The 23,435-nt window shown below is 62.1% G+C and carries 16 protein-coding genes and 1 pseudogene; 8 read left to right on the top strand and 9 right to left on the bottom strand.

Annotation, left to right across the window (positions count from 1 at the left end):
- Positions 1-207 precede the first annotated feature (207 nt).
- A pseudogene (locus V3H56_RS03990) lies at positions 208-339 on the top strand (dipeptide ABC transporter ATP-binding protein); the annotation flags it as partial.
- A gap of 68 nt (positions 340-407) precedes the next feature.
- Here V3H56_RS03990 and V3H56_RS03985 read toward each other — a convergent pair.
- Together V3H56_RS03985 and V3H56_RS03980 are read right to left on the bottom strand one after the other, a co-directional pair.
- Positions 408-653, bottom strand: a complete 246-nt coding sequence (locus V3H56_RS03985) for a hypothetical protein (RefSeq protein WP_042731847.1) — start codon at positions 651-653, stop codon at positions 408-410.
- A 335-nt stretch (positions 654-988) separates the two neighbouring features.
- The gene (locus V3H56_RS03980) at positions 989-2,572 is read right to left on the bottom strand and encodes a peptide chain release factor 3 (RefSeq protein WP_042731846.1); all 1,584 of its coding nucleotides are present in this window, start codon (positions 2,570-2,572) and stop codon (positions 989-991) included.
- Between the two features lie 355 nt (positions 2,573-2,927).
- Here V3H56_RS03980 and V3H56_RS03975 point away from each other — a divergent pair, with 355 nt between their 5' ends.
- Genes V3H56_RS03975 through V3H56_RS03960 form a run of 4 tightly spaced genes read left to right on the top strand, consistent with a single transcriptional unit; the run spans position 2,928 to position 6,354 of the window.
- Positions 2,928-3,617, top strand: coding sequence for an ABC transporter permease (locus tag V3H56_RS03975; protein ID WP_185057636.1), 690 nt, complete (start codon positions 2,928-2,930; stop codon positions 3,615-3,617).
- A gap of 23 nt (positions 3,618-3,640) precedes the next feature.
- Positions 3,641-4,534, top strand: a complete 894-nt coding sequence (locus V3H56_RS03970) for a glycine betaine ABC transporter substrate-binding protein (protein ID WP_042731844.1) — start codon at positions 3,641-3,643, stop codon at positions 4,532-4,534.
- 12 nt (positions 4,535-4,546) lie between these two features.
- The gene (locus V3H56_RS03965; RefSeq protein ID WP_042731843.1) at positions 4,547-5,200 is read left to right on the top strand and encodes an ABC transporter permease; all 654 of its coding nucleotides are present in this window, start codon (positions 4,547-4,549) and stop codon (positions 5,198-5,200) included.
- Positions 5,197-6,354 carry an ABC transporter ATP-binding protein gene (locus tag V3H56_RS03960; RefSeq protein WP_042731842.1) on the top strand — a complete coding sequence of 386 codons (1,158 nt, stop codon included), beginning with the start codon at positions 5,197-5,199 and terminating at the stop codon, positions 6,352-6,354. Before V3H56_RS03965 ends, V3H56_RS03960 begins: the two co-directional genes overlap by 4 nt.
- 3 nt (positions 6,355-6,357) lie before the next feature.
- Here V3H56_RS03960 and V3H56_RS03955 read toward each other — a convergent pair whose 3' ends face one another.
- Positions 6,358-7,875 (bottom strand): hypothetical protein, encoded by a 1,518-nt coding sequence (locus tag V3H56_RS03955; RefSeq protein ID WP_212803413.1) that lies wholly within the window; start codon positions 7,873-7,875, stop codon positions 6,358-6,360.
- A 138-nt stretch (positions 7,876-8,013) separates the two neighbouring features.
- A complete protein-coding gene (locus V3H56_RS03950) occupies positions 8,014-9,453 on the bottom strand; it encodes a DUF2599 domain-containing protein (RefSeq protein WP_047738337.1) in 1,440 nt (479 codons plus the stop codon).
- Positions 9,454-10,320: 867 nt separating this feature from the next.
- Between V3H56_RS03950 and V3H56_RS03945 the strand changes: the two genes are divergently transcribed.
- Positions 10,321-11,484 carry a type III PLP-dependent enzyme gene (locus tag V3H56_RS03945; RefSeq protein WP_042732281.1) on the top strand — a complete coding sequence of 388 codons (1,164 nt, stop codon included), beginning with the start codon at positions 10,321-10,323 and terminating at the stop codon, positions 11,482-11,484.
- Between the two features lie 48 nt (positions 11,485-11,532).
- Here V3H56_RS03945 and V3H56_RS03940 read toward each other — a convergent pair whose 3' ends face one another.
- From V3H56_RS03940 to V3H56_RS03925, 4 genes are all read right to left on the bottom strand, one after another.
- Positions 11,533-12,444 (bottom strand): hypothetical protein, encoded by a 912-nt coding sequence (locus V3H56_RS03940; RefSeq protein WP_338474245.1) that lies wholly within the window; start codon positions 12,442-12,444, stop codon positions 11,533-11,535.
- Between the two features lie 21 nt (positions 12,445-12,465).
- On the bottom strand, positions 12,466-14,736 hold the full coding sequence (locus tag V3H56_RS03935; RefSeq protein WP_338474244.1) for an alpha-xenorhabdolysin family binary toxin subunit A: 2,271 nt from the start codon (positions 14,734-14,736) through the stop codon (positions 12,466-12,468).
- Between the two features lie 216 nt (positions 14,737-14,952).
- Positions 14,953-15,663: a tetratricopeptide repeat protein gene (locus V3H56_RS03930; RefSeq protein ID WP_042729977.1), complete on the bottom strand. Its 711-nt coding sequence runs from the start codon at positions 15,661-15,663 to the stop codon at positions 14,953-14,955.
- Between the two features lie 57 nt (positions 15,664-15,720).
- Positions 15,721-16,401, bottom strand: a complete 681-nt coding sequence (locus V3H56_RS03925; RefSeq protein WP_042729968.1) for a Fe2+-dependent dioxygenase — start codon at positions 16,399-16,401, stop codon at positions 15,721-15,723.
- Between the two features lie 211 nt (positions 16,402-16,612).
- Between V3H56_RS03925 and V3H56_RS03920 the strand changes: the two genes are divergently transcribed.
- Entirely contained in the window at positions 16,613-18,931 is a 2,319-nt protein-coding gene (locus V3H56_RS03920) for a TonB-dependent siderophore receptor (protein WP_047738342.1), read from the top strand.
- Positions 18,932-19,200: 269 nt separating this feature from the next.
- The gene (locus tag V3H56_RS03915) at positions 19,201-21,726 is read left to right on the top strand and encodes a sulfite reductase flavoprotein subunit alpha (protein ID WP_047739540.1); all 2,526 of its coding nucleotides are present in this window, start codon (positions 19,201-19,203) and stop codon (positions 21,724-21,726) included.
- A gap of 133 nt (positions 21,727-21,859) precedes the next feature.
- On the opposite strand, the gene V3H56_RS03910 is transcribed toward V3H56_RS03915, so the two are convergent.
- Positions 21,860-23,401, bottom strand: coding sequence for an alkaline phosphatase D family protein (locus V3H56_RS03910; RefSeq protein ID WP_047738344.1), 1,542 nt, complete (start codon positions 23,399-23,401; stop codon positions 21,860-21,862).
- Positions 23,402-23,435 lie beyond the last annotated feature (34 nt).

Here is a 23,435-nt window from a genome sequence, read left to right as displayed (position 1 = left end):
TTGCCGGTGATTTACGACTGCCTGTCGCCATCGCCATCGTCGGTATCCGATTCATCAGCTGCGCAGTCCAGCGGGAGCAAGCTCCCTCGCCACAGGGGTAAGTCCTTGCCTTGGATAATGCGCCCTGCATAAAAAAAACCCTCCAGCCCCGAACTGAGTATCGGTTTGGGCTGGAGGGGTTTTCCTTTAGGTCAGCAGTCTACGTCTGGCTGCGCCTTCCACAAGCGCTGCCCGTATGCCACCGAGCGCTGCAAGACTGAAGAACCGGCCTTGCGCCCGCTCGATAACCGCCTGGTAGCGTGCCACTACGCCGAGCAGTTCCTCGACGGCGCGGCGTAACGATCAGTTCGCGTCTCCTGTGGCGAGGGGATAAATCCCCTCGCCACAATTTTTCTGAGCGGTGAAAGCTACGTCTGGCTGTCGCCCTCGTCGCCTTCATCACCGTCGTCAGTGTCCGGCTGGTCGATGGTCGAATCGTCATCGTCCTGATCGCCGGGCTCCTGGGTCGCGGCCAGCATCATGTCGCCCTGGCCAACCTGCCCGTTCCAGGCGTGTTGTTCGTGCTGGTCGCACTCCGCCCAAGCCGCCGACGAACCGAGGGACAACATCACCAACACCTTCAACAAAAACATCATGCGCAGCAGTGTGTTCATAGCCGATTCCTTCTTTCGCGGATGAAGCCAAGGCCTGACGGCTCAAGAAAATCCAATGCTGAACAGACCGGTTCACCCATTAGGACGCTCAGAGATGGCCAGAAATGCCGTCGATGGGCAGATTGGTTTCGAATAACGCTTATCTCGTCCAGTTATGACCCCTGCCCTTGTGAGAGCGGGCTTGCTCGCGAAAGCGGTCTATCCGCCAACATCCCTCTTGAATGACACACCGCCTTCGCGAGCAAGCTCGCTCCCACAGGGGCCCTGGCCCGGCATACGGGCAATAAAAAACCCCGCTGCGTTCACAGCGGGGTTTGGGTGGCAGGCCTTGACGCTTAGTGGTGCTCGCGCGTCGCTCGGAATTTCACATCCGGCCAGCGCTCTTCCATCAACGCCAGGTTGACCCGGGTCGGCGCCAGGTAGGTCAGGTGGCCACCGCCGTCCAGCGCGAGGTTTTCCACAGCCTTGTTGGAGAACTCCTCGAGCTTTTTCTTATCGCTGCAATCCACCCAGCGGGCGGAATAGACGGTGATCGGCTCGTAGGAGCACTCGACCTTGTATTCCTCCTTCAGGCGGCTGGCGACGACGTCGAACTGCAGCACGCCGACCGCGCCGAGGATGATGTCGTTGCTGCGCTCCGGGAAGAACACCTGGGTGGCGCCTTCTTCGGCCAGTTGCTGGAGACCCTGGCGCAGTTGCTTGGACTTGAGCGGGTCTTTCAGGCGTACGCGGCGGAACAGTTCCGGGGCGAAGTGCGGGATCCCGGTGAAGCCCAGGGCTTCGCCTTCGGTGAAGGTGTCGCCGATCTGAATGGTGCCGTGGTTGTGCAAGCCGATGATGTCACCGGCGAAGGCCTCTTCCAGTTGCTCGCGCTCCGAGGAGAAGAAGGTCAGGGCGTCGCCGATGCGCACGTCCTTGCCGGTGCGCACGTGGCGCATCTTCATGCCTTTTTCGTACTTGCCGGAGCAAATGCGCATGAACGCGATGCGGTCGCGGTGCTTGGGGTCCATGTTCGCCTGGATCTTGAACACGAAGCCTGTGAACTTCTCTTCCACCGGCTCGACGGTGCGCTCGTTGGCGACCCGTGCCAGCGGGCGCGGGGCCCAGTCGACCACGGCGTCGAGGACATGGTCGACCCCGAAGTTGCCCAGGGCGGTGCCGAAGAACACCGGCGTCATCTGGCCGTCGATGAATGCCTGCTGGTCGAACTCGTGGCAGGCGCCCTGCACCAGCTCCAGTTGCTCGATGAAGCGCTCGTACTCGTCGCCCAGGTGGGCGCGGGCCTCGTCGGAGTCGAGCTTCTCGATGATCCGGGTTTCGGTGCGCTCATGCCCGTGGCCGGCGGTGTAGACGATGATGTAGTCGCCCGCCAGGTGGTACACGCCCTTGAAATCGCGGTAGCAGCCGATCGGCCAGGTGATGGGCGCGGCCTTGATCTTGAGAACCGCTTCGATCTCGTCGAGCAGTTCGATCGGGTCGCGGATGTCACGATCGAGTTTGTTGATGAAGCTGACGATCGGCGTGTCCCGCAGGCGGCAGACGTCCATCAGCGCGATGGTCCGTGGCTCGACGCCCTTACCGCCGTCGAGGACCATCAGCGCCGAGTCCACGGCCGTCAGGGTGCGGTAGGTGTCTTCGGAGAAGTCTTCGTGGCCTGGGGTGTCGAGCAGGTTGATCATGTGATCGCGATACGGGAACTGCATGACCGACGTGGTAATGGAGATACCCCGTTGTTTTTCCATTTCCATCCAGTCGGAGGTGGCATGGCGGTCGGACTTGCGCGACTTCACCGTGCCGGCGACCGCAATCGCCTTGCCCATCAGCAAAAGTTTTTCGGTGATGGTGGTCTTACCGGCATCGGGGTGGGAAATAATGGCGAAAGTGCGGCGTTTCGCGACTTCGGCGGCCTGTTTGGTCATGGGAAATCGCCTGGCTGGTGACAAAAAAGGGCGGCGATTATAGCTCAACTTGTGCCAGGAACCGAACCGTTGAGCGCATCCCTGTGGGCCCGATCTTTCCCGACCTGGGAACCTTTTGCCCGGCGCAGACGTCCACCCCCTGCGACAGCTTTTCGTCAGGGCCTGGAAAATCAGCAAGTTAGCCTGACGAAGCTGCGCCCATGGCTCCCGTGACATGCCGCTGGCCGGCATCGACAAGAGCTGCTCCCCGCGAACGCTTTCCCGGCCGCCAATGAAGGTACGCCGCCCGGGAACGCGTGCGCCGACTGAAAGACAAAGGAGTCCGCCTGTGGCTATCCGCTATGGCAAAGGGCTGATGGGAGGTGCGGTCGTCGTCGCCCTCCTGGCCCTGTTGGTCCACTGGATCGGCATCGATACGATCCAGCACTACCGCGACGATTTGCTGTTCTACCTGCAAGCCCACCTGATGCTGGTACTTGCTTCCATGTTCGCGGCTTTGATCGTGGGCATCCCCGCCGGCATCGCCCTCAGCCGCCCTGGCATGGTCGGGCGCGCCGAACGCTTCATGCAAGTGTTCAACATCGGCAACACCGTTCCGCCCCTGGCCGTGCTGGCCATCGCCCTGGGTATCCTCGGCATCGGCAGCGGGCCGGCGATCTTCGCCCTGTTCCTCGCCTCGCTGCTGCCCATCGTGCGCAACACCTATGAAGGCCTGAAGAACGTCCAGGGCTCCCTCAAGGAAGCCGCTGTCGGCATCGGCATGACCCCACGCCAGGTGCTGTGGAAGGTCGAGTTGCCCAATGCCGTGCCCATCATCGTCGGCGGCGTGCGCGTGGCCCTGGCGATCAACGTCGGGACCGCCCCATTGGCGTTCCTGATCGGTGCCAACAGCCTCGGCAGCCTGATCTTCCCCGGCATCGCCTTGAACAACCAGCCGCAGTTGTTGCTCGGCGCGGCCTGCACCGCCCTGCTGGCGCTGCTGCTCGACGGCCTGGTGACACTGGCCAGCCGACTCTGGCTGGAGCGCGGTTTGCGTGCGTCCTGAAGCCGCTGGATAAAGGAATCATCATGAAGAAGTTGAGCTTGATACTGGGCTGCGCCCTGCTGCTGGCCGGGTTCGCCCAAGCGGCGGAAAAACCGGTGATCCGCCTTGGCGCGCGCGTGTTCACCGAACAGACGCTGTTGGCGGAAATCACCGCGCAATACCTGCGCAGCAAAGGCTACGACGCGCAGATCACCGGCGGCCTGGGCAGCAACCTGGCCCGCAGCGCCCATGAAACCGGACAACTGGACCTGCTCTGGGAGTACACCGGTGTGTCGCTGGTGGCCTACAACCACGTCACGGAAAAACTCGACAGCGCCCAGTCCTACGCCCGGGTAAAAGAACTCGACGCGAAAAAAGGCCTGGCGTGGCTGGCACCGTCGAAGTTCAGCAACACCTACGCCCTGGCCCTGCCGGAAAAAATCGCTCGCCAGTACCCGCAGATCAACAACATCAGCCAGTTGAACACGGTGTTGCAGGCCGAATCGCAGGAGAACCACCTGGTGGCGCTGGACACCGAGTTCGCCAACCGCTCCGATGGCCTGGCAGGCATGGTCGAGCAGTACAGCATGAACCTGACCCGCAAGAACATCCGCCAGATGGACGCCGGGCTGGTCTACACCGCCCTGCGCAATGGCCAGGTGTTCGCCGGCCTGGTGTACACCACTGACGGGCGGCTGAACGCGTTCAAGCTGAAGTTGCTCGAAGACGACAAGCACTACTTCCCCGACTACACCGCCGCGCCGGTGGTGCGCCAGGCATTCCTCGACGCCCACCCGCAACTGGCCGAGCAACTCAAGCCCCTGGCGGCGCTGTTCGACGACGAAACCATGCGCCAGCTCAACGCCCGGGTCGACGTCGACCACCAAAGCCCTTCCACCGTTGCCGCCGATTTCCTGCGCCAGCACCCCATCCCCTGAGGAGGAAAAGCCATGGAACTGTTGAACGCCTTTTCCCATCTCGATTGGCAGCAAGTGATGCACCTGACCTGGCAGCACGTCACGCTGGTGGGCATCGCCGTGAGCCTGGCGATTTTCATCGGTGTGCCCCTGGGCATTTTCATGACCCGCTTCCCGGCGCTGGCCGGTCCGTTGCAAGCCAGCGCGACGGTGCTGCTGACGATCCCGTCGATTGCACTGTTCGGCCTGTTGTTGCCGTTTTACTCCAAGTTCGGCCAGGGCCTGGGGCCGATGCCGGCGATCACCGCCGTGTTCCTGTATTCCCTGTTGCCGATCATGCGCAACACCTACCTGGCCCTCACGGGTGTCGAACCCGGCATCCGTGAAGCCGCCCGCGGCATCGGCATGACCTTCGGCCAGCGCCTGCGCATGGTCGAGTTGCCCATCGCCGTGCCGGTGATCCTGGCTGGCGTGCGCACCGCCGTGGTCATGAACATCGGCGTCATGACCATCGCCGCCACCATCGGTGCCGGTGGCCTGGGCGTGCTCATCCTCGCTTCCATCAGCCGCAGCGACATGTCGATGCTGATCGTCGGCGCCGTGCTGGTCAGCCTCCTGGCCATCTTCGCCGACCTGCTCCTGCAATGGCTGCAACGCTCGCTGACTCCAAAAGGACTCCTCAAATGATCGAACTTCAAAACCTCAGCAAAACCTTCAAGAGCAACGGCAAGGATGTGAAGGCCGTGGACTCGGTGAACCTGACCGTCAATGAAGGCGAGATCTGCGTGTTCCTCGGGCCATCGGGGTGTGGCAAGAGCACCACGCTGAAGATGATCAACCGCTTGATCCCGCCCACCTCGGGCAAGGTGCTGATCAACGGCGAAGACACCACCGGGCTCGACGAGGTGACCCTGCGCCGCAACATCGGCTATGTGATCCAGCAGATCGGCCTGTTCCCGAACATGACCATCGAGGAAAACATCGTGGTGGTGCCCAAGCTGCTCGGCTGGGACAAGCAGAAATGCCACGACCGCGCCCGCGAGCTGATGAGCATGATCAAGCTCGAACCCAAGCAGTACCTGCACCGCTACCCACGGGAACTGTCGGGTGGCCAGCAACAGCGGATCGGCGTGATCCGCGCCCTGGCGGCCGATGCGCCGTTGCTGCTGATGGACGAGCCCTTCGGCGCGGTGGACCCGATCAACCGCGAGATGATCCAGAACGAGTTCTTCGAGATGCAACGGGCGCTGAACAAGACCGTGATCATGGTCAGCCACGACATCGACGAAGCCATCAAGCTGGGCGACAAGATTGCGATTTTCCGCGCAGGCAAGCTGATCCAGTGCGATCACCCGGACACGCTGCTGGCGCACCCGGCCGATGACTTTGTCAGCAACTTCGTTGGCCAGGACAGCACCCTCAAGCGACTGCTGCTGGTCAAGGCCGAGGACGCGGCCGACAACGCCCCGTCGGTGAGCCCGGAAACCCCGGTGGCCGAGGCGCTGGAATTGATGGACGAACATGACCGGCGCCACGTGGTGGTGACCTGCGCCCAGAACAAGGCGCTGGGCTATGTACGCCGCCGTGACCTGCACCGTCAGACCGGTACTTGCGCGCAGTTCCTGCGCGAGTTCAACGCCACGGCGGCCTACGACGAACACTTGCGGATCCTGCTGTCGCGTATGTACGAGTTCAACCGCTCGTGGCTGCCGGTGATGGACGCCGAACGGGTCTTCCTCGGCGAGGTGACCCAGGAATCCATCGCCGAATACCTGAGCTCCGGACGCTCGCGGGGCGGCAAGACCAGCATCGTGTCGCCGGCCGAAGTGGCAGCCGGCTGAGCGTTACAGCGAAACCCTGAGGACCCGGGAAAACAGCCACTGCGGGCTCAGGTTGGTGAAGACCGAGTAGTTGATCAACACCGTTCTTCCTCGGTTTTGCGCCACCCAGGCCGGGTCGAGCACGAAGCGATTGGCCTGGCCGGCGGTGACGAGTTGGCTGCCCGTATCGAGGATGGTCTGTCCCATGGCCCGTACGCGTAGCGTCGAGCCCACTGGGGCGGGTGAATAGATGATCACCGTGCCGGCCGAGTAACCGGGCGCTGGAAGGTCCAGGGCCTGGGGATCAACGGCCAGGTACAACACGGCGGACGTCTGGGTTTCGCCGACGCCACCTTTCTTGACGGTGTAGCTCACCGGCACCGTCAGCCCGACGCTGTCGACCACTTCGGGACGGGGAATCAACACCTGCTTGTCGGCAGGCAGGTCACCATAACGCACCGGCGGGCTGCTGTACGGCACCCGCCCTCGCCACTGCACGCTTACCGTATCGGCAGCCCCCAGGCCACTGAGCGGCAATTGCACGGCGAGGTAATCGTCCCGGTAGATATTCTTGATACTCAAGCGCTCGCCCGTGGCTGAACTGTAGGCCTTGGGCACGCCGGGCGCGCCCCACGCGGTGGCCGGCACCACCGGGTTGATCGCCTGGTCGGCACTGACGTATTGAAAGCTGAAATGCTCCTTCGGACCGGGCGGCAGTGTCACCCGGACAATGGGGACGACCAGCCCCTGGGTCCGTTCGAAGTATTTCTTCTGGTCGGTCCTGGCGGCCTCCAGATCGTTGGAGCCCGAGATCCAGAAAAACGCCTGGATGGGCAACGGGGTCGGATTTTTTTCCGGCCACGCCTCGATTCGAAGTTCGTTGTGGTTCTTGAAGTTGAAATCGGCGCCACCGGCCTCGAGTTCAACGTCCTTTCGCACTTGCAAGCCGGCATTGAAGTTGGCGGTGGCTTGCTCATTCAACCCATCGTTGACCATCCACGCACAACTGGCGGGGTTACCGTAGGCCACCTTGCGAAAATGCGCCAACCAGGCTTTGGCGGTGAAAATATTCTGTTCATTGCAGGGCTTGCTCTGTGGGTAGACGAACTGCGTGATGCTGTCCCGGCAACCGTAGGCCCCTGGCTTGCTGCGGTAGAGGGTGGCGCCGTCGTAAGGGAAATAACAGATGACCGAAGGCTTGGCCTTACCCGGCGGCGTCTGGAGGATGGGGTAAAAGATATAGCCATGCTTGGCGTCGTTAGTGCCCCAGGGCGCTGCGCCGAACCGGGCATCGGCGCGCAGGTAGGAAAACGAAACGGCCCCGGTCGTCCTGGAAAACTCGCTATGGTCCCAAGGGTCGAAGTTGCCCGCGTAGGTCGTGCGTGCCACCACCCCCGAGCATAGAAAGGCCGGTGCCGTCGGCGAACCGCAGTTGAGCGCCGTATCGTAGTAACGGCGGGTCAAGTCGGCGGCCGTCTCTTCGCCCGATTGCAGGGCCGCGCCCGTGAGCGTTTCAGCAAGGGACTGCAACGAGATAATCATGCAACCCGTCAAAAAGAACAGCTTTACCGATTTTTTGCGGCTGAGATTCGCCATGCTCGTCACCTGGAAGGCCGGTCATCACCCGGGCCGGGCCGTCTGCCCCTCACAGAGGCGGGTCAGACAGCCTGGCCCCTGCGTTCAATGCGGATTACATCTGTTGTCACCCGGCAACTTCATGATCACGTCATGGGGCACGTAGGGACGGGCGGGCTCAATGCTCCAGGTGGGCTTGTTCTCGGCGATGTCCGGAGAGTCGAGGTGGCAAGCCAGTTGGCGGCGCATGCTGCTGCCCATGTTGTCGAAATTCCAATCCTTGCGATTCGGATCGAGCGCTGCGGCCTTGATCGCCAACTCGGCCAACACCACATTGGTTTTCCCGACACCGGCTTTTCTGCCACACGCCGTGGGCGTGATCTTGAGCGAGGAGATCGTTCCCAGCACCGGTTCTACATAGTTGTTATCCCACTCGAGTTTTTCGATGTAGTTATCACAAGAACGGCTGTCCGCGGGGGCGGGTATCTGTTGATCGACCGGATAGTAGGCAAACTTCGCGTCTTCGCCGATAGAACGAGGAAATTGAACCTTGATGATCGGCTTCCAGGCATTACCCTGCTCCACCCAACGGCGTTGGTCATCACGGGCGAAGTCGCGGGCGGTGAACGCCCGGGTCGTTCTGTCGATGTAATCCACGCCACTTTCATAAATGAACGCGGCGATGGGAAGTTCCAGGCGCGTGGCTTTTGCTGAATCGCTGTCACTGGCGACAGGCGCGTCGAACTTCTTGCGGTCCTGGCTGCTCCAGTCCCTGTTCCAGTACTTGTTATCCGGCCAGGTTTCGATCCGCAACTCGGACTGGGTGTTTATCGCATCGCCCTGCTCCTCCGGGTCCTTGGCCAGCACCTTGCGAGCCTCGACAAAGGTGTTCAATGCGTCGGCCTTGTTATAGCTGCCGAAGTAATCCCGGGTCGTATCGAAACCGCATTGGAAGCGGTGGGCTTTCGTCACCTCGGGGTCCTGGGTCTGGCGATCGTAGTGTTCCATCCAGGCCTTGGGGTTGCTGATGCTCAGCTTCTGGCAGTAGTCCTCGACGACGCCCAGGGTATTGCCATTCTCCTGGTAATCACCGCAACCGTTGTTGTTCCGATAATTGGTCCAGGAGTCGATGACAAACGCGCAGAGCACCTTGATCTTGAACTGGGTCTTGTCGTCCACGAAATCATTGGGCGTCAGCGCAAAGCCGTTGTAGCGGAGCATTCCCAGCCCGTTGAACTCAACGTCCTTCCTCAAGTAGGAAACCGATGTGCCACCGGCCGAAAGACCGCTTCCGCCGGCTTCAACGCTGTGTGAAAACGGACTGGCATCCCAGGGCAAGTAACTTTGTTTACTGGCGATCCCGCGAAGTATCAGACCTGAACAATCGGACGCCAACCTGCCGCTGCCACAATCGCGAGCAGTCAAGCGATACCAGTACTCCATCAACTTCGCCGTGTCCGTTCCCGGGTCGGCCTGTGACAAGCCGCAACTGGTGAAGAGTCCGATCATTAAAGAAGCGTTCAAGATGACCCGATACTTGCGCATGTCCCTCTCCTGGAGTTCTCTACATCGCAAAATCCGCAGTGATTCAAGGCACAATTCAATACGCCGCGCGCCGGATATAAGCCGGTATCCGCAGCATTAAAATCATGAAGAACGACTGTCTGGATTTGAGTATTCGGTAATCTTGGGCGAGCGCCTACTGTCAGAAGTGACAGTCAATCGAGGTTAATTAAACGTTTTCCTCATAACAGGCGGGTCATTGATCAACAAATGAGCTACGCCTGTCCCTGTAGCCAGGAGCCTGCTCCCGCTCGGTTGCGTAATGACCACCTTTTGGGGCCGCTATGCACCTCAGCGCGAGTAAGCGCGCTCGCCCCACACAGACCCCAAACCTCGAACCTGTATCGCAGCGAGCGCCGTCATTGACCGATCCAGGGGAACATCAATCTGTCATGCAGGTCGGTTACATCAGGAGCTGTCGCCGCCCGCACGACGGATGTGTGCAAAAACGCGACATTTTTAGTTGATCTCAGGCCCCTCACGCCCTAAAGTTCGCGCCGAACGTCCATGCTGGAAACGATCCATCCGGCTCAAGTACTGACGACGAGACAGCAAGGCCAAGGGCATCCCTAGATCCAGGTCGTTTGAGAGCGTAGCGAGCGCAGGCAAGACAAGGCGGGAAGAGGCGAGGAAGCGGAGTTTACTGATTGTAAATGAGCATTCCGAGCCTCTTTCCAACGCAGTATTGCCAAGCGCAGTAGCTCTCAAACGACCTGGATGGCCTTTTTGCTTTCGGCGGCAATGCCTTGGGAAGTAGGCGAACCAAAGTGGGGATACGGAGGACGTTCACGAAGGCTACCCGGCCTTCACACCCATTGATCCTGATGTTTGCCAGTAGGAGTCCCAAGTATGTCGATCCAGGTCGAAGATTATTTCGCGCGCGAAACTTTCCAGAAGATGAAAGCGTTCGCCGACAAGCAGGAAACCCCGTTCGTGGTGATCGACACCGCGATGATTGCCCAGGCCTACGACGACTTGCGCGCCGGTTTCGAGTTCGCCAAGGTCTACTACGCCGTGAAGGCCAACCCGGCGGTGGAAATCATCGACCTGCTCAAGGAAAAAGGCTCGAACTTCGACATCGCCTCGATCTATGAGCTGGACAAGGTCCTGAGCCGCGGCGTCACGCCAGACCAGATCAGCTACGGCAACACCATCAAGAAATCCAAGGACATCCGCTACTTCTACGAGAAGGGCGTGCGCCTGTATGCCACCGACTCCGAAGCCGACCTGCGCAACATCGCCAAGGCCGCGCCGGGCTCGAAAGTCTATGTGCGCATCCTCACCGAAGGCTCGACCACGGCTGACTGGCCGCTGTCGCGCAAATTCGGCTGCCAGACCGACATGGCCATGGACCTGCTGATCCTGGCCCGCGACCTGGGCCTGGTGCCCTACGGCATTTCGTTCCACGTCGGCTCGCAACAGCGCGACATCAGCGTCTGGGACGCCGCGATCGCCAAGGTCAAGGTCATCTTCGAGCGTCTCAAGGAAGAAGACGGCATCGTGCTCAAGCTGATCAACATGGGCGGTGGCTTCCCGGCCAACTACATCACCCGCACCAACAGCCTGGAAACCTACGCCGAAGAAATCATTCGCTTCCTCAAGGAAGACTTCGGCGACGACCTGCCGGAAATCATCCTGGAACCGGGCCGTTCGTTGATTGCCAACGCCGGCATCCTGGTCAGCGAAGTGGTGCTGGTGGCGCGTAAATCGCGCACCGCCGTCGAGCGTTGGGTGTACACCGACGTGGGCAAGTTCTCCGGCCTGATCGAAACCATGGACGAAGCCATCAAGTTCCCGATCTGGACCGAGAAGAAAGGCGAGATGGAAGAAGTGGTCATCGCCGGCCCGACCTGCGACAGCGCCGACATCATGTACGAGAACTACAAGTACGGCTTGCCGCTGAACCTGGCCATCGGTGATCGCCTGTACTGGCTGTCGACCGGTGCCTACACCACCAGCTACAGCGCGGTGGAATTCAATGGCTTCCCGCCGCTGAAATCCTTCTACGTATAAATCGACGCCCGTCAGAACGTTCCCACGCACCTGCGTGGGAACGGTCAATCACCCCGCCTCCACTCGCAACGGCATCGCTCGCAAGGCGTGGGCCATCGCCCTCAATTGCGCCAGCGGATAGGCCAACTGAGCGAACGAAGTCCTTGCTCGGCGCAGACTCTGCTGTCGATCATGGGTTTGCAGTTCGAGCTTCACCTGGGTCAGGAAATACCCCAGGCGATGGCACAGGTCGGCAATGTTGTTCGCCGCCGACGTCGAACGCACATAGAGCCCGTTCAACGCTTTCAGGTGTGCTTGCGCCAATGCCTTGCGCTGCGCCTGGGAATGCTGCGCGCCCGCATCGTACTGCATGCCGGGCAGGCTGATCCGCCCCAAGGCGTAGTAGACCTCGATCTTGGGCACCGGCCCATGACAGGCACAGAGCCTGAGCGTCAACGAATCGATGAAACGCACGAACAGACTGTGGATGGTCTGTGAGACGCTCACGATCAAGGCCTTGAGGCGAGCACCCGCGGCCGCACATTCATCCAGCCGCCGACAGAGGTTGTCGATCAGTTGCATGACGCTGGCGGTGCGATTGCTCCCCTGTGCACCGACGTTGACCGGCGAGAAGCGCGACGGGTCGAGGTCGCCGAGCAACGGGGGATCGGTCGCCAGCATGGCATCCCGGGCCACCTGCTCGAACTCTGCCACGAAGGTAGCGGTTTTCTCGACCAGCCGATGCACCATGAAACCCAACGACGGGACCACACAGACAATCGCGTTCCAACGGTTTTGATTGTCCGTCGCGGCGCGGGTCAGTGCCTGCGCATCGGGGGGCGTCAGCAACACATGCCCCGAGCGGCGGAACAGACCGGAGAACTGCTCGATTTCCGCCAGACTGCACGGCAGGTCGCTCAGGAAACCGATGTATTCGCCCAACGCCGAGAAGTGTTTCTCGTCCAACAGAAAATCGACCATGCTCCCTCCCCGCCGTGGGCGTCATCCATGCAGCGCCAAGGGCAAGGCCAGCGGCGCCAGGAACGCCATGAACCGCTGCGCCTGGTGGATCAGGTCGAGGCTGCGCTGCTCTTGCGCCAGGTAGGCATTGGCCTCGATCAACCGGGCGAACGAGCGGTAAGCCGCGACCACGCCCTGGTACTGGCCCACATAGCGCTGGCGCTCATCGTCGATGCCATGAATGACCCGGATGAACTGGACCTTGCCCTTCAGGGCGTTGAGCTGGCTGTGGAGCTTGTCGATATCGGCGTCCAGCGCCTGGATTTTCCCGACCAACTGGTCGCGCGCGCGTACCAGGTCGAGGAAACGAACCCCTTCGCCGACCTGTGCCAGGGTCTTCTTGAGTTGCTCGATCGCCTGCATGATCAGTTGGACCTCCGGTGGCGCGATACCGAGTTTCGTCACGTGCTCCAGGGTCAGCACCAGGTCGTTGCCAATCGCTTCGATACCACCCGTCTTGAGCAGGCCGATGGCGTCGCTGGCCAGGCCACGGGCCTTTTGACGCTCGGCCCGCTCGTCTTCCAGACGCTTGAGGCCAGCCTCGACGCGGTGTTGTTCGCGTTCCATGTCTTCGACGAAGCCCAAGCTCAGGCGTCGGTCGAACACGTCGCGGATGGTCGACAACTGATCGCTGAGCTGCCGAGTGGACTGCGTCACGCAGCGACTCATCTGCGCCAGCTCCCCGGCGCGGTCCGCCTCGATGTCCTGGACATCCTGCTCGTCCAGGGCGCTTGCCAGCTCCTTGTCCAGCGCCTGCAAGCGACGCACCCGGCCTTCGAGGGCCATCCGGGTGCTCAGCGCCACCTCTTTGAGCACATCGCTGCTGTTGTCCACGCCGAGCACCAGGGCATCGAACCGTTGATGCAGTTGCGGCAGGTAATTCCAGCGGATGAACAGCACGCGGGATTGAACGGCGCCGTCCCTCATCAGCCGGTTGCTGTCGGCCAGGATGCCGGTATCGACCGTCGGGTAATCGGTGTTCGGCAGCATGGCAAACGCGGCGCGTGTCCTGATGCCATAGACACGCTCGTATTCCTCGTCGGCTTCCTTGAACACCGCGATCAGGGCATCCGCATCGTGCTCGATCTGCTTCCACGGCGAGGCCACTGCCCGGAAGGCCTGCATGAACAGGCGCAGCCTGAGGGCATCAGTGATCTTGGCCACCGCATCCTGGGAGGACTGGATGTAAAGGTGCATGACATTCCAGACGTGCATCAGGTTCTGCGTGGCGATGTCGGCGTCGATCGCCACCAGTTCAAGGCCTTGCAGGTCGTGTTTGACCCGGCTCAGGGAACCCAGGGTCTGGTGTTTGCCCCGTAGCTCTTCAATGGCCGCTTCCTGCTCCTGGTACAGGCGGTTGCGTTCGGCGCGGATGTTTTCGGCCTCCACCCCCAGGTAAATGGCCAGCGCCAGGCCGATCAGGTTCATGCCCGTGGCCGCACCGAGGGACCGCTCCACGGCATTGGCGTATTCGGTATTTTTCTCTTCGATGCGCAAGGCCCGGTCATCGACCTGTCGCTTGAGCATCTCGACTTCGGCCGGCAACAACGTACTGCCAATCAAGCTGAGGCGTAGTTTGATCTCCGGCAGGATGTGTTGGCGCAAGTCATAGCCAAAGTAATCCAGTGCCAACTTGATGCTTTTAACGACCTTGAGATTATCCCCCACTTTCTTGTAGATCTGATCCAGGTAGTAACCGATGTCTTCCACCGTGCCCGGCGGCAAGTCAATACCGGGAAACTTACCCCCCAGTTCCAACTCCAGTTGTTTTAGCTGTTCCAGGGTTTCAATATTATTTTTATCCAGTAACCGGGCGGCCCGGACATCGTCATAGACTTCCTCCATGGACCTTTCGTAAATGGCCATGCTGGCGGCAAACAACTTCAGTTGGCTGCCGGTCAGCATGATCGATTCACGCAGGGGCGACCAGCGGCGGGCGTGGGTACGGGTGGCGCGGAAGGTCTTGACGAAGTCGTCGACGCGCAGCCCCGCCCCGCCCCCGGCAGGATCACCGAAATTCAGGTAATCCTTCACATCGGCCACGTGATAGGGCAGCGCCAGGGCAGCCGACTCATACTTTCTCAGGTCGATGATCTGTTTCTTGGTCAGCAACAGGCCCTTGCCACGGGACTCGCCTTCCTGGGTCGGTGCCGAGGCGTTGGACAGCGTCTTCGGCGCCAATTGCGCAAACAGGGTGATCTCTTCGGACGAAGCATCTTCAAGTGCCTCGCTCCACACAGCATGGGTATTCATAATTAATCCTTTAATTATCGATTGACCGACAACCATTAACTAAACGCTGCCGAACGAAGTACAAGTTACATACAGCCGCTCGGACACTAGTCGATCGAAGCAAATGAAGTCAAAGCGCGAAAACAATGCAAACATTAGCGGATACTACAAACCCGCCAACCGCTTATAGCAAGCGACGACATTCAAGTATGAATAGATAAATAACCCGTTCGGCTATTACGCAACGGCACCTTGATCCAATACCGCGATACGCGCCTGATAGGCCTCGACCAAAGGCTGCAACACCGGCATCTGTGCCCGGGCCAAGGTGTGCACCGCCACCCGCAGGAAATTGAGATTGCCGCCCTCCAGGGCGCGCCGCAGCCAGGCCAGTCCTTCGTCGACCCGGTGGCCGGCCAGCAACACGCAGCCATGGCTGAACTGCCCGCGAAAATCACCGCCTTCGGCTGAACGTCGATACCACTGGGCCGCGGCAACCGGGTCCGCTGGACAGGCACGCCCCTCTTCCAGGTAACGGCCCAGCAGGTTCATCGACTTCGCGTGCCCCTGTTCGGCGGCACGACGGTACAGACGCAGCGCCTGGCCTTGGTCCTCAGGTACACCACGCCCGGTCGCCAACAGGTTGGCGTAGTTGTACATCGCCCAGTCCAGGCCTGCCTCGGCGGCCTGGCGATAATGCCTGGCGGCGATCGACGCATCGGCGGTGCAGCCCCAGCCGTGTTCATGACAGCGCCCGAGCATGTTGCGCGCCATCAGGTGCCCGCGCCCGGCGGCAATACTGAACCAGCGCAGGGCCAGCGGCCCATCGCGGCTGATGCCCTGGCCGTCGAGCAGGATCTGCCCGAGCAGGGCCTGGGCTTCGAGCACCCCCTCACGGGCGGCGACCAGGATCGCCTGGGCGGCCCGCGCCGGGCTTTCGTCGAGCATGGTCGTGAGCGCATCAGTGTCGAGCACTTCCTGGCGGCGCAGACGAAAGTCCGTCACTTACACCTCGACCCAGCGGCGCAGCAGGTTGTGATAAGTGCCGGTCAGGCGAATCAACGAGGGGTGATCGGGCATGTCCTGGGTGAGTTGCTGGATCGCGCCGTCCATTTCAAACAGCAGCGCCCGCTGGCTGTCTTCGCGCACCAGGCTTTGGGTCCAGAAGAACGAGGCATAACGTGCGCCGCGGGTGACCGGGGTGACCTTGTGCAGGCTGGTACCCGGATACAGCACCATGTCCCCGGCCGGCAACTTGACCCGTTGGGTGCCATAGGTGTCCTGGATTTCCAGTTCGCCGCCGTCATAGTCCTGCGGATCGCTGAAGAACAACGTGGCCGACAGGTCGGTGCGCACCCGCTCGGCACTGCCCTTGGGCTGGCGCACCGCGTTGTCGATATGAAAATCGAAATTGCCGCCCGCCGTGTAGCAGTTCACCAGGGGCGGGAACACCTTGTGCGGCAGCGCGGCCGACATGAACAACGGGTTTTTCCACAGCCGGTCCAGCATCGCGGCACCGATCTCCTTGGCCAGCGGATGGCCCTCGGGCAACTGCAGGTTGTGCTTGGCCTTGGCCGACTGGAAACCCGCCGTGACCTTGCCGTCCGCCCACTCGGCCTGCTCCAGCGCCTCGCGGATGCGCTGCACTTCTTCAGGAGAAAACACGCCGGGAATGTGCAGCAACATGGCATTTGGACCTGTGGATAAAATGGGGCGCCAATGGTAGTGATTCTTATTGGCTGTGCACAACCCCCGTCGATGTCGCACCCTGGAGCAGCCGTAAAGGCAAATTGTAAAGAATGTAAATTCCTCTCAAATAGCAATATTTCGCAATTGATACAAAACCCTGTTTACCCTATATTCCGCGGCCTCGAATCCTTGGGGGAAGGAATTTTTCATGTCGCGTCAACCCACACCATCACCGGTCAACTCACCTCGCCTGCTGGCGTCGGCCATCGGCGTTGCCCTCAGTGCAACGTCCGCGACGCACGTGGCCCAGGCCGCACAGGACACCGATGAGAACGCCCCGCGCAACGCCATCGCCCTGGACGCCACCCGCATCACCGGCCAGGGTCTGGACGCGACGTCCTATCAGGTCGAAAAAGCCTCTTCCCCGAAATACACCGCGCCGCTGGTGGACACGCCACGCTCGGTCACCGTCATCCCGCAACAGGTGCTCAAGGATACGGGCGCACTGAACATGCAGGACGCCTTACGCACCGTGCCCGGCATCACCTTCGGTGCCGGTGAAGGGGGCAACCCTCAGGGCGACCGTCCGTTCATCCGCGGTTTCGATGCCCAGGGCGACACCTACCTCGACGGCGTGCGCGACACCGGTTCGCAGAGCCGCGAGATCTTCGCCGTGGAATCGATTGAAGTGAGCAAAGGCCCGAACTCCGCCGTCGGCGGGCGCGGTGCCGCAGGCGGGACGATCAATCTGGTCAGCAAGAAAGCGCACCTGGGCGACAGCCTCGACGGCGGCTTCACCTGGGGCTCGGACCAGACCCAGCGCTACACCCTGGACGGCAACTATCAGTTCAGCGACACCGCCGCCGGCCGCCTCAACCTGATGAGCCATGAAAGCAATGTCGCCGGCCGCGACAAGGTCGACTACGACCGCTGGGGCATCGCGCCATCGCTGGCGTTCGGCCTGGGCACCGATACCCGGGTCAACCTCGATTACTACCACCTGGAAAGCAACGACCTGCCAGACTCGGGCATCCCCTACACCGTACCGGCCTCGGGCCGCACGGCCGACCGCACCAAGGCCAACCCGGACAAGCCCAACGACGGCGGCGACAGCAGCAACTTCTACGGCCTCACCGACCGGGACTTTCGCAAGACCCGCACCGACACGGCCACCTTCGCCATCGAGCACGATTTGAGCGACGCGCTGACGCTCAAGAACACCCTGCGCCACGGTTCGAGCATGCAGGACTACATCCTGACCCAACCTGACGACAGCAAGGGCAACGTCAACAACGGCACGGTCTGGCGCCGGGCCAATAGCCGCGTGAGCAACGTCGACACCACCACCAACCAGACCGACCTGTTCGGTGACTTCTACGTCGCCGGCTTCAAGAACAGTTTCTCCACCGGGATCGAGCTGAGCCGCGAGAAAGGTGAAAAGTCTTCCTACACCGTCAACACCGACACGGTGCCGGGGACCACGGCAGCGAACACCAACTGCACGCCGTCGATGGTCGGCGCGTCGAGCGGCTACAACTGCACTTCGCTCTCCAACCCGAATCCCAATGACCCGTGGAACGGCACGATTGCACGCAACTACGCCGGCACCGACACCACCAGCGTCACCCGCGCGCTCTATGTGTTCGATACCCTGGAGCTGTCGCCGCAATGGCTGGTGAACATGGGCTTGCGCTACGACCATTTCGACACGAAGTACAAGACCTACAACGCCGCTGGCACCACCACGTCCAAGGGCGATGACACCAGCGAGTTCATCACCGGCCAGTTCGGCCTGGTCTGGAAACCGGCGGACAACGGCAGTCTCTACGCCTCGTACGCCACATCGGCCACACCGCCAGGCAACATGGTCGGCGAAGGCACCGAAGGCAATCCGTTGGGCGGCACGCCGGACCGCAGCGGCAACCTGCTGGCCAGCGACATGGAACCGGAAACCACCAAGAACTACGAGATCGGCACCAAGTGGGACCTGCTCGACGCCCGCCTCTCGCTGACCGCGGCGATCTTCCGCACGGAGAAAGACAACGCCCGGGTCCAGGTCGACACCACCACGTACGAGAACGCCGGCAAGACCCGCGTCGACGGCCTCGAACTGTCGGCCAGCGGCAAGATCACCGATAAGTGGCAGGTCTTCGCGGGCTACAGCTACCTGGACAGCGAGCAAGTCGATGGCGGCCCGATGAGCACCACCGACGGAAACGAACTGCCGAACACGCCAAAGAACAGCGCCAGCATCTGGACCACCTACGCGCTCACCTCGAAGCTGACCATTGGCGGCGGCGCGTTCTATGTCGACGACGTGTTCGGCAACGTGGCGAATACCACCCAGGTCGACGCCTACGTGCGTTACGACGCGATGGCCAACTACAAGGTCAACAAGCACCTGGACCTGCAGCTCAACGTGCAGAACCTGACCGACGAAACCTACTACGACAAAGCGTTCTCGACCCACTTCGCCAACCAGGCGGCCGGGCGCACCGCGTTGCTGAGTACCAACTTCCACTTCTGATAGGAGCCAGGAACCCGGCTCAATGGTCAGCCTGAGGAGCTGTGGGAGCGGGCTTGCTCGCGAAGACGGCGAGTCAGTCGACGAACAGGTTGCCTGACACTGCGCCTTCGCGAGCAAGCCCGCTCCCACAAGATGACCATTCGCTCCACGCATAAAAGCCCCACTCATCCGCATGAGTGGGGCTTTTATGCGTGTTTATGAATGGTTCTCGATAACACACGGCATAATGCGCGCCGTGATGAACAGTAATGAATGAACGAGGCGGCGACGTGTTGAAGAAAACCCTGTTCCAGTTGCACTGGTTTTTCGGCATCAGTGCCGGGCTGGTCCTGGCGTTGATGGGCATCACCGGGGCGATGGTGTCGTTCCAGGACGAGATCCTGCGGGCATTGAACCCCCAGGTGCTGACAGTCGAGAAACAACCGGCCGGCGTGCTGCCCCCCGCCGAGTTGGTGGAACAGATCGAAGCCGCGTCCGGCAAGACCGTCGCCATGCTCTGGGTCGAGACCGACAACGGCAACGCCGCGCGGGTGATCTTCACCGCGCCGCCCGGGGAAAAGCGCGGGGCCATGCGCTATTTCAACCCCTACACCGCCCAGTTCATGGGTGACGTGGTAGGCCAGGATTTTTTCGGCCTGATGCTCAAGTTGCACCGCGTGTTGACCCTCGACGAAGTGGGCCGGCAAATCACCGGCGCCTGCACGTTGATCCTGGTGTTCTTCTGCCTGTCGGGCCTGTACCTGCGCTGGCCACGCCAATGGCGCAACTGGCGCGCCTGGCTGACCCTCGACTGGGCCAAGAAAGGTCGCAGCTTCAATTGGGACCTGCACTCGGTGGCCGGTACCTGGTGCCTGCTGTTCTATCTGCTGGCGGCCCTGACCGGGCTGACCTGGTCCTACGACTGGTACAACAAAGGCGTGACCCGCCTGTTCTCCGATGCCCCCCAGGAAGAACGCGCGCGCAATCGCGGCCCGGCGCCTGAGGGCCCGCCGCCGGTGGCCGACTACCGCGCCATGTGGAGCAGCATCTACAGCGCGGCCGGCCCGGACTTGTCCGCCTACAACGTGCGCATGCCGCCCGTGGCCGGGCAACCGGCCACGGTGTTCTATCTGCTGAAGAGTTCGCCCCATGACCGGGCCCTGAACCAGCTCATGCTCGACCCGGCCACCGGCGCCATCAGCCGGCACAGCCGCTACAGCGACAAGAGCTTCAAGGCGCAATTGCTCACCAGCGTCTATGCGTTGCATGTTGGCAGCTATTTCGGCCTGGTCGGGCGGATTCTGGTGACGGTCGCCGCCCTCGCCATGCCGCTATTCTTCATCACCGGCTGGTTGTTGTACCTGGACCGGCGCCGCAAGCAGCGCCAGGTCCGGCAGGCTCGCCAGGAACTGGTTACCCAGCCGGGCGCCGGGCCGGCCTGGCTGATCGGCTTCGCCAGCCAGAGCGGCTTCGCCGAGCAGTTGGCCTGGCAGACCGCCGGCCAGCTCCAGGCCGCCGGGTTGCCGGTCAAGGTCCAGGCCCTGGCCGGGGTCAGCGAGCAGGACCTGAGCAACGCCACCCACGCGCTGTTCGTCGTCAGCACGTTCGGTGACGGCGAAGGGCCGGACAGTGCCCGCGGTTTCGAACGCAAGGTACTGGGCCGCGCCCTGAGCCTGGAACGCCTGCAGTACTCGGTGCTGGGCCTGGGCGATCGCCAGTATGAACACTTCTGCGGCTTCGCCCGGCGCTTGCACGCCTGGCTGTCGGCCTATGGCGGCAAGACGCTGTTCGCCCCGGTGGAAGTCGACAGCGGCGACCCGTACGCTCTGCGCCACTGGCAGCAACAGTTGGCCGACTTGACCGGCCAGGCGCCCGCCGACACCTGGCAAGCGCCCGCCTTCGAGCCATGGACGCTGAGCCAACGCACCCTGCTCAACCCCGACAGCAGCGGCGCGGGCGTGTACCTGCTGGGCCTCACGGCGCCCGGCCCGAGCAGTTGGCTGGCCGGTGACCTGGTGCACGTGCTGCCGCGCAATGACCCGTGGGCCATCGAGCACTTCCTCGACGGCCTCGGCATCGCCGGCCACGCCCGCGTCCAGCTCGATGGTTTGACTCAGACGCTCGAACAAGCCCTGGCCACCCGCCATCTGCCGGAAAACCGCGCCCACCTGGTGGGCCTGCACGCCCAGGCACTGGTGGATGCCCTGGCACCGCTGGCGATGCGTGAGTACTCCATCGCCTCGATCCCGGCCGACGGCGTGCTGGAGCTGATCGTGCGCCAGGAGCGTCACGCCGACGGCAGCCTGGGCATCGGTTCCGGCTGGCTCACTGAACATGCGCCGCTGGGCAGCGCCATCAGCCTGCGGGTACACCGCAACAGCAGCTTCCACCTGCCGCCCCAGGGCGTGCCGATGATCCTGCTCGGCAACGGCACCGGCCTGGCCGGCCTGCGCAGCCTGCTCAAGGCCCGCGTCGCCGAAGGCATGCAGCGCAACTGGCTGCTGTTTGGCGAGCGCCAGCGCGAACATGATTTCCACTGCCGCGATGAGTTGCAGGAATGGGTCACCTCGGGCGACCTGGAACACCTGGACCTGGCGTTCTCTCGGGACCAGCCGGAGAAAATCTACGTCCAGGACCGGTTGCGCGAATCCACCGCACGGCTCAAGCAATGGCTGGCCGACGGCGCGGTGATCTACGTCTGCGGCAGCTTGCAAGGCATGGCATCGGGCGTGGACCAGGTGCTCAACGAGGCGCTGGGACGTGAGGCCGTGGAGCAACTGATCGAACAGGGACGCTATCGGCGGGACGTCTACTGACCGCCCAGGCAACACGATCCCCTGTGGGAGCGAGCTCGCTCGCGAAAGCGGTGTGTCAGTTGATAGATGCATGACTGACACGACGCATTCGCGAGCAAGCCCGCTCCCACAGGGAATCCCGGTCAGCCTTGGGTCAAACCGGCTCCAACTTCTTCTCGAACACCGCCACCCCTTCCAGATCCCGCAACACCACGCTCATCGCCCCGCTCTGTCCGTCGATGTTCACCTCGCCAAAGAACTGGTAGCCGGCAAACGGCGAGGCGTTCTGGGCGGGGGGCGCCTTCTGGAACACCACTTCGGGGCCGAAGGTCTTGTCCAGGGCGTTGGGGCCGAAGCTGCCGGCGTTCAACGGCCCGGCGACGAATTCCCAGAACGGCACGAAATCCTGGAACGCCGCCTGTTCCGGGTGATAATGATGGGCCGCGCAATAATGGACATCGGCGGTGAGCCAGACGTAGTTGCGCACCTGATGCTTGCGCAGGTAGCCGAGCAGTTCGGCGATTTCCACTTCCCGGCCCTGGGCCTGCCCCGGGTCACCGTTGGCCACCGCTTCCCAGCGCGGCACGCCGGGGCTGACCTCGCCATCAGGCACGCCGAGGCCGATGGGCATGTCGGCGGCGATGACCTTCCATTGGGCCCGGGACTGCTTCAATTCGCGCTTGAGCCAATTCAACTGCTCGCGCCCGAGGAACGGCTTGGCCGCGCCGAGGTTGGCGTCGTTGGCTTCGCGGTAGCTGCGCATGTCGAGTACGAACACATCCAGCATCGGCCCGTAGCCGAGCTTGCGATAGATCCGCCCACCGTTATCGGCCTTCTGCAGGCGCATCGGCGCGTACTCCAGCCAGGCCTGCCGCGCACGCCCCACCAGGCTGTGGATATCCTTGGTCTGGTAGCGCTCGTCCAGTTGCTTGCCGGGCGACCAGTTGTTGACCACTTCGTGGTCGTCCCACTGCCAGATCTGCGGCACCTCGGCGTTGAAGCGCCGCACGTTTTCATCCATCAGGTTGTAGCGGTAGTTGCCGCGATATTCATCCAGGGTCTCGGCGACCTTGCTCTTGGCTTCAGTGGTGAGATTGCGCCAGACGCGGCCACCTTCGGTGGTGATTTGCGCCGGCACCGGACCGTCGGCGTAGATGGTGTCGCCGCTGTGGATGAAGAAGTCCGGCAGGCGCAGGCGCATGGCTTCGTAGATGCGCATGCCGCCGATGTCGGGGTTGATGCCAAAGCCCTGGCCGACGGTGTCACCGCTCCAGACAAAGCGAATGTTGCGTTTGAACTGCGGCGCGCTGCGCAGATGGCCGAACCAGGGCTCGCTGGCGACGCCGCTCTGGGCATCTTCAAAGCGCACCCGGTAGAAAATCGCCTGGTCGGGCGGCAAGCCGGTGAGCTCGACCCGAGCGGTGAAGTCGCTGCGGCGGTCGGCCAATGGCGAAACCACCCGCCGCGGATTACGAAATTGGCTGCGGGTGTCCCACTCCACCACCATCCGCGCCGGGCGGTCGCTGCGGCTCCAGATCATCGCCCGATCGCCCTGCAAATCGCCGGACTGCACACCGTCGGTCAGCACCGGGCGATCCTTGACCGAAGCCATCACCACCGGCGCCAACCCCGGCAACAATAATCCTGCGCCCACGGCCTGTATCACACGACGCCGGTCCCGGTCGAATTCGCTCATGGTGTTCTCCCTTGAATTAGGGAGACTTAAGCAT

Origin of the sequence: Pseudomonas sp. MS646 (genome assembly GCF_036693845.1) — a bacterium.
Lineage (GTDB): Bacteria > Pseudomonadota > Gammaproteobacteria > Pseudomonadales > Pseudomonadaceae > Aquipseudomonas > Aquipseudomonas chlororaphis_E.
This window is presented reverse-complemented; position numbering and strand designations above follow the sequence as displayed.

Excerpts from the sequence above, each read along its gene's own strand:
- V3H56_RS03985 (WP_042731847.1), bottom strand. The coding sequence starts at position 653 with ATGAACACACTGCTGCGCATGATGTTTTTGTTGAAGGTGTTGGTGATG.
- V3H56_RS03980 (WP_042731846.1), bottom strand. The coding sequence starts at position 2,572 with ATGACCAAACAGGCCGCCGAAGTCGCGAAACGCCGCACTTTCGCCATT.
- V3H56_RS03975 (WP_185057636.1), top strand. The coding sequence starts at position 2,928 with ATGGGAGGTGCGGTCGTCGTCGCCCTCCTGGCCCTGTTGGTCCACTGG.
- V3H56_RS03970 (WP_042731844.1), top strand. The coding sequence starts at position 3,641 with ATGAAGAAGTTGAGCTTGATACTGGGCTGCGCCCTGCTGCTGGCCGGG.
- V3H56_RS03965 (WP_042731843.1), top strand. The coding sequence starts at position 4,547 with ATGGAACTGTTGAACGCCTTTTCCCATCTCGATTGGCAGCAAGTGATG.
- V3H56_RS03960 (WP_042731842.1), top strand. The coding sequence starts at position 5,197 with ATGATCGAACTTCAAAACCTCAGCAAAACCTTCAAGAGCAACGGCAAG.
- V3H56_RS03955 (WP_212803413.1), bottom strand. The coding sequence starts at position 7,875 with ATGATTATCTCGTTGCAGTCCCTTGCTGAAACGCTCACGGGCGCGGCC.
- V3H56_RS03950 (WP_047738337.1), bottom strand. The coding sequence starts at position 9,453 with ATGCGCAAGTATCGGGTCATCTTGAACGCTTCTTTAATGATCGGACTC.
- V3H56_RS03945 (WP_042732281.1), top strand. The coding sequence starts at position 10,321 with ATGTCGATCCAGGTCGAAGATTATTTCGCGCGCGAAACTTTCCAGAAG.
- V3H56_RS03940 (WP_338474245.1), bottom strand. The coding sequence starts at position 12,444 with ATGGTCGATTTTCTGTTGGACGAGAAACACTTCTCGGCGTTGGGCGAA.
- V3H56_RS03935 (WP_338474244.1), bottom strand. The coding sequence starts at position 14,736 with ATGAATACCCATGCTGTGTGGAGCGAGGCACTTGAAGATGCTTCGTCC.
- V3H56_RS03930 (WP_042729977.1), bottom strand. The coding sequence starts at position 15,663 with ATGCTCGACGAAAGCCCGGCGCGGGCCGCCCAGGCGATCCTGGTCGCC.
- V3H56_RS03925 (WP_042729968.1), bottom strand. The coding sequence starts at position 16,401 with ATGTTGCTGCACATTCCCGGCGTGTTTTCTCCTGAAGAAGTGCAGCGC.
- V3H56_RS03920 (WP_047738342.1), top strand. The coding sequence starts at position 16,613 with ATGTCGCGTCAACCCACACCATCACCGGTCAACTCACCTCGCCTGCTG.
- V3H56_RS03910 (WP_047738344.1), bottom strand. The coding sequence starts at position 23,401 with ATGAGCGAATTCGACCGGGACCGGCGTCGTGTGATACAGGCCGTGGGC.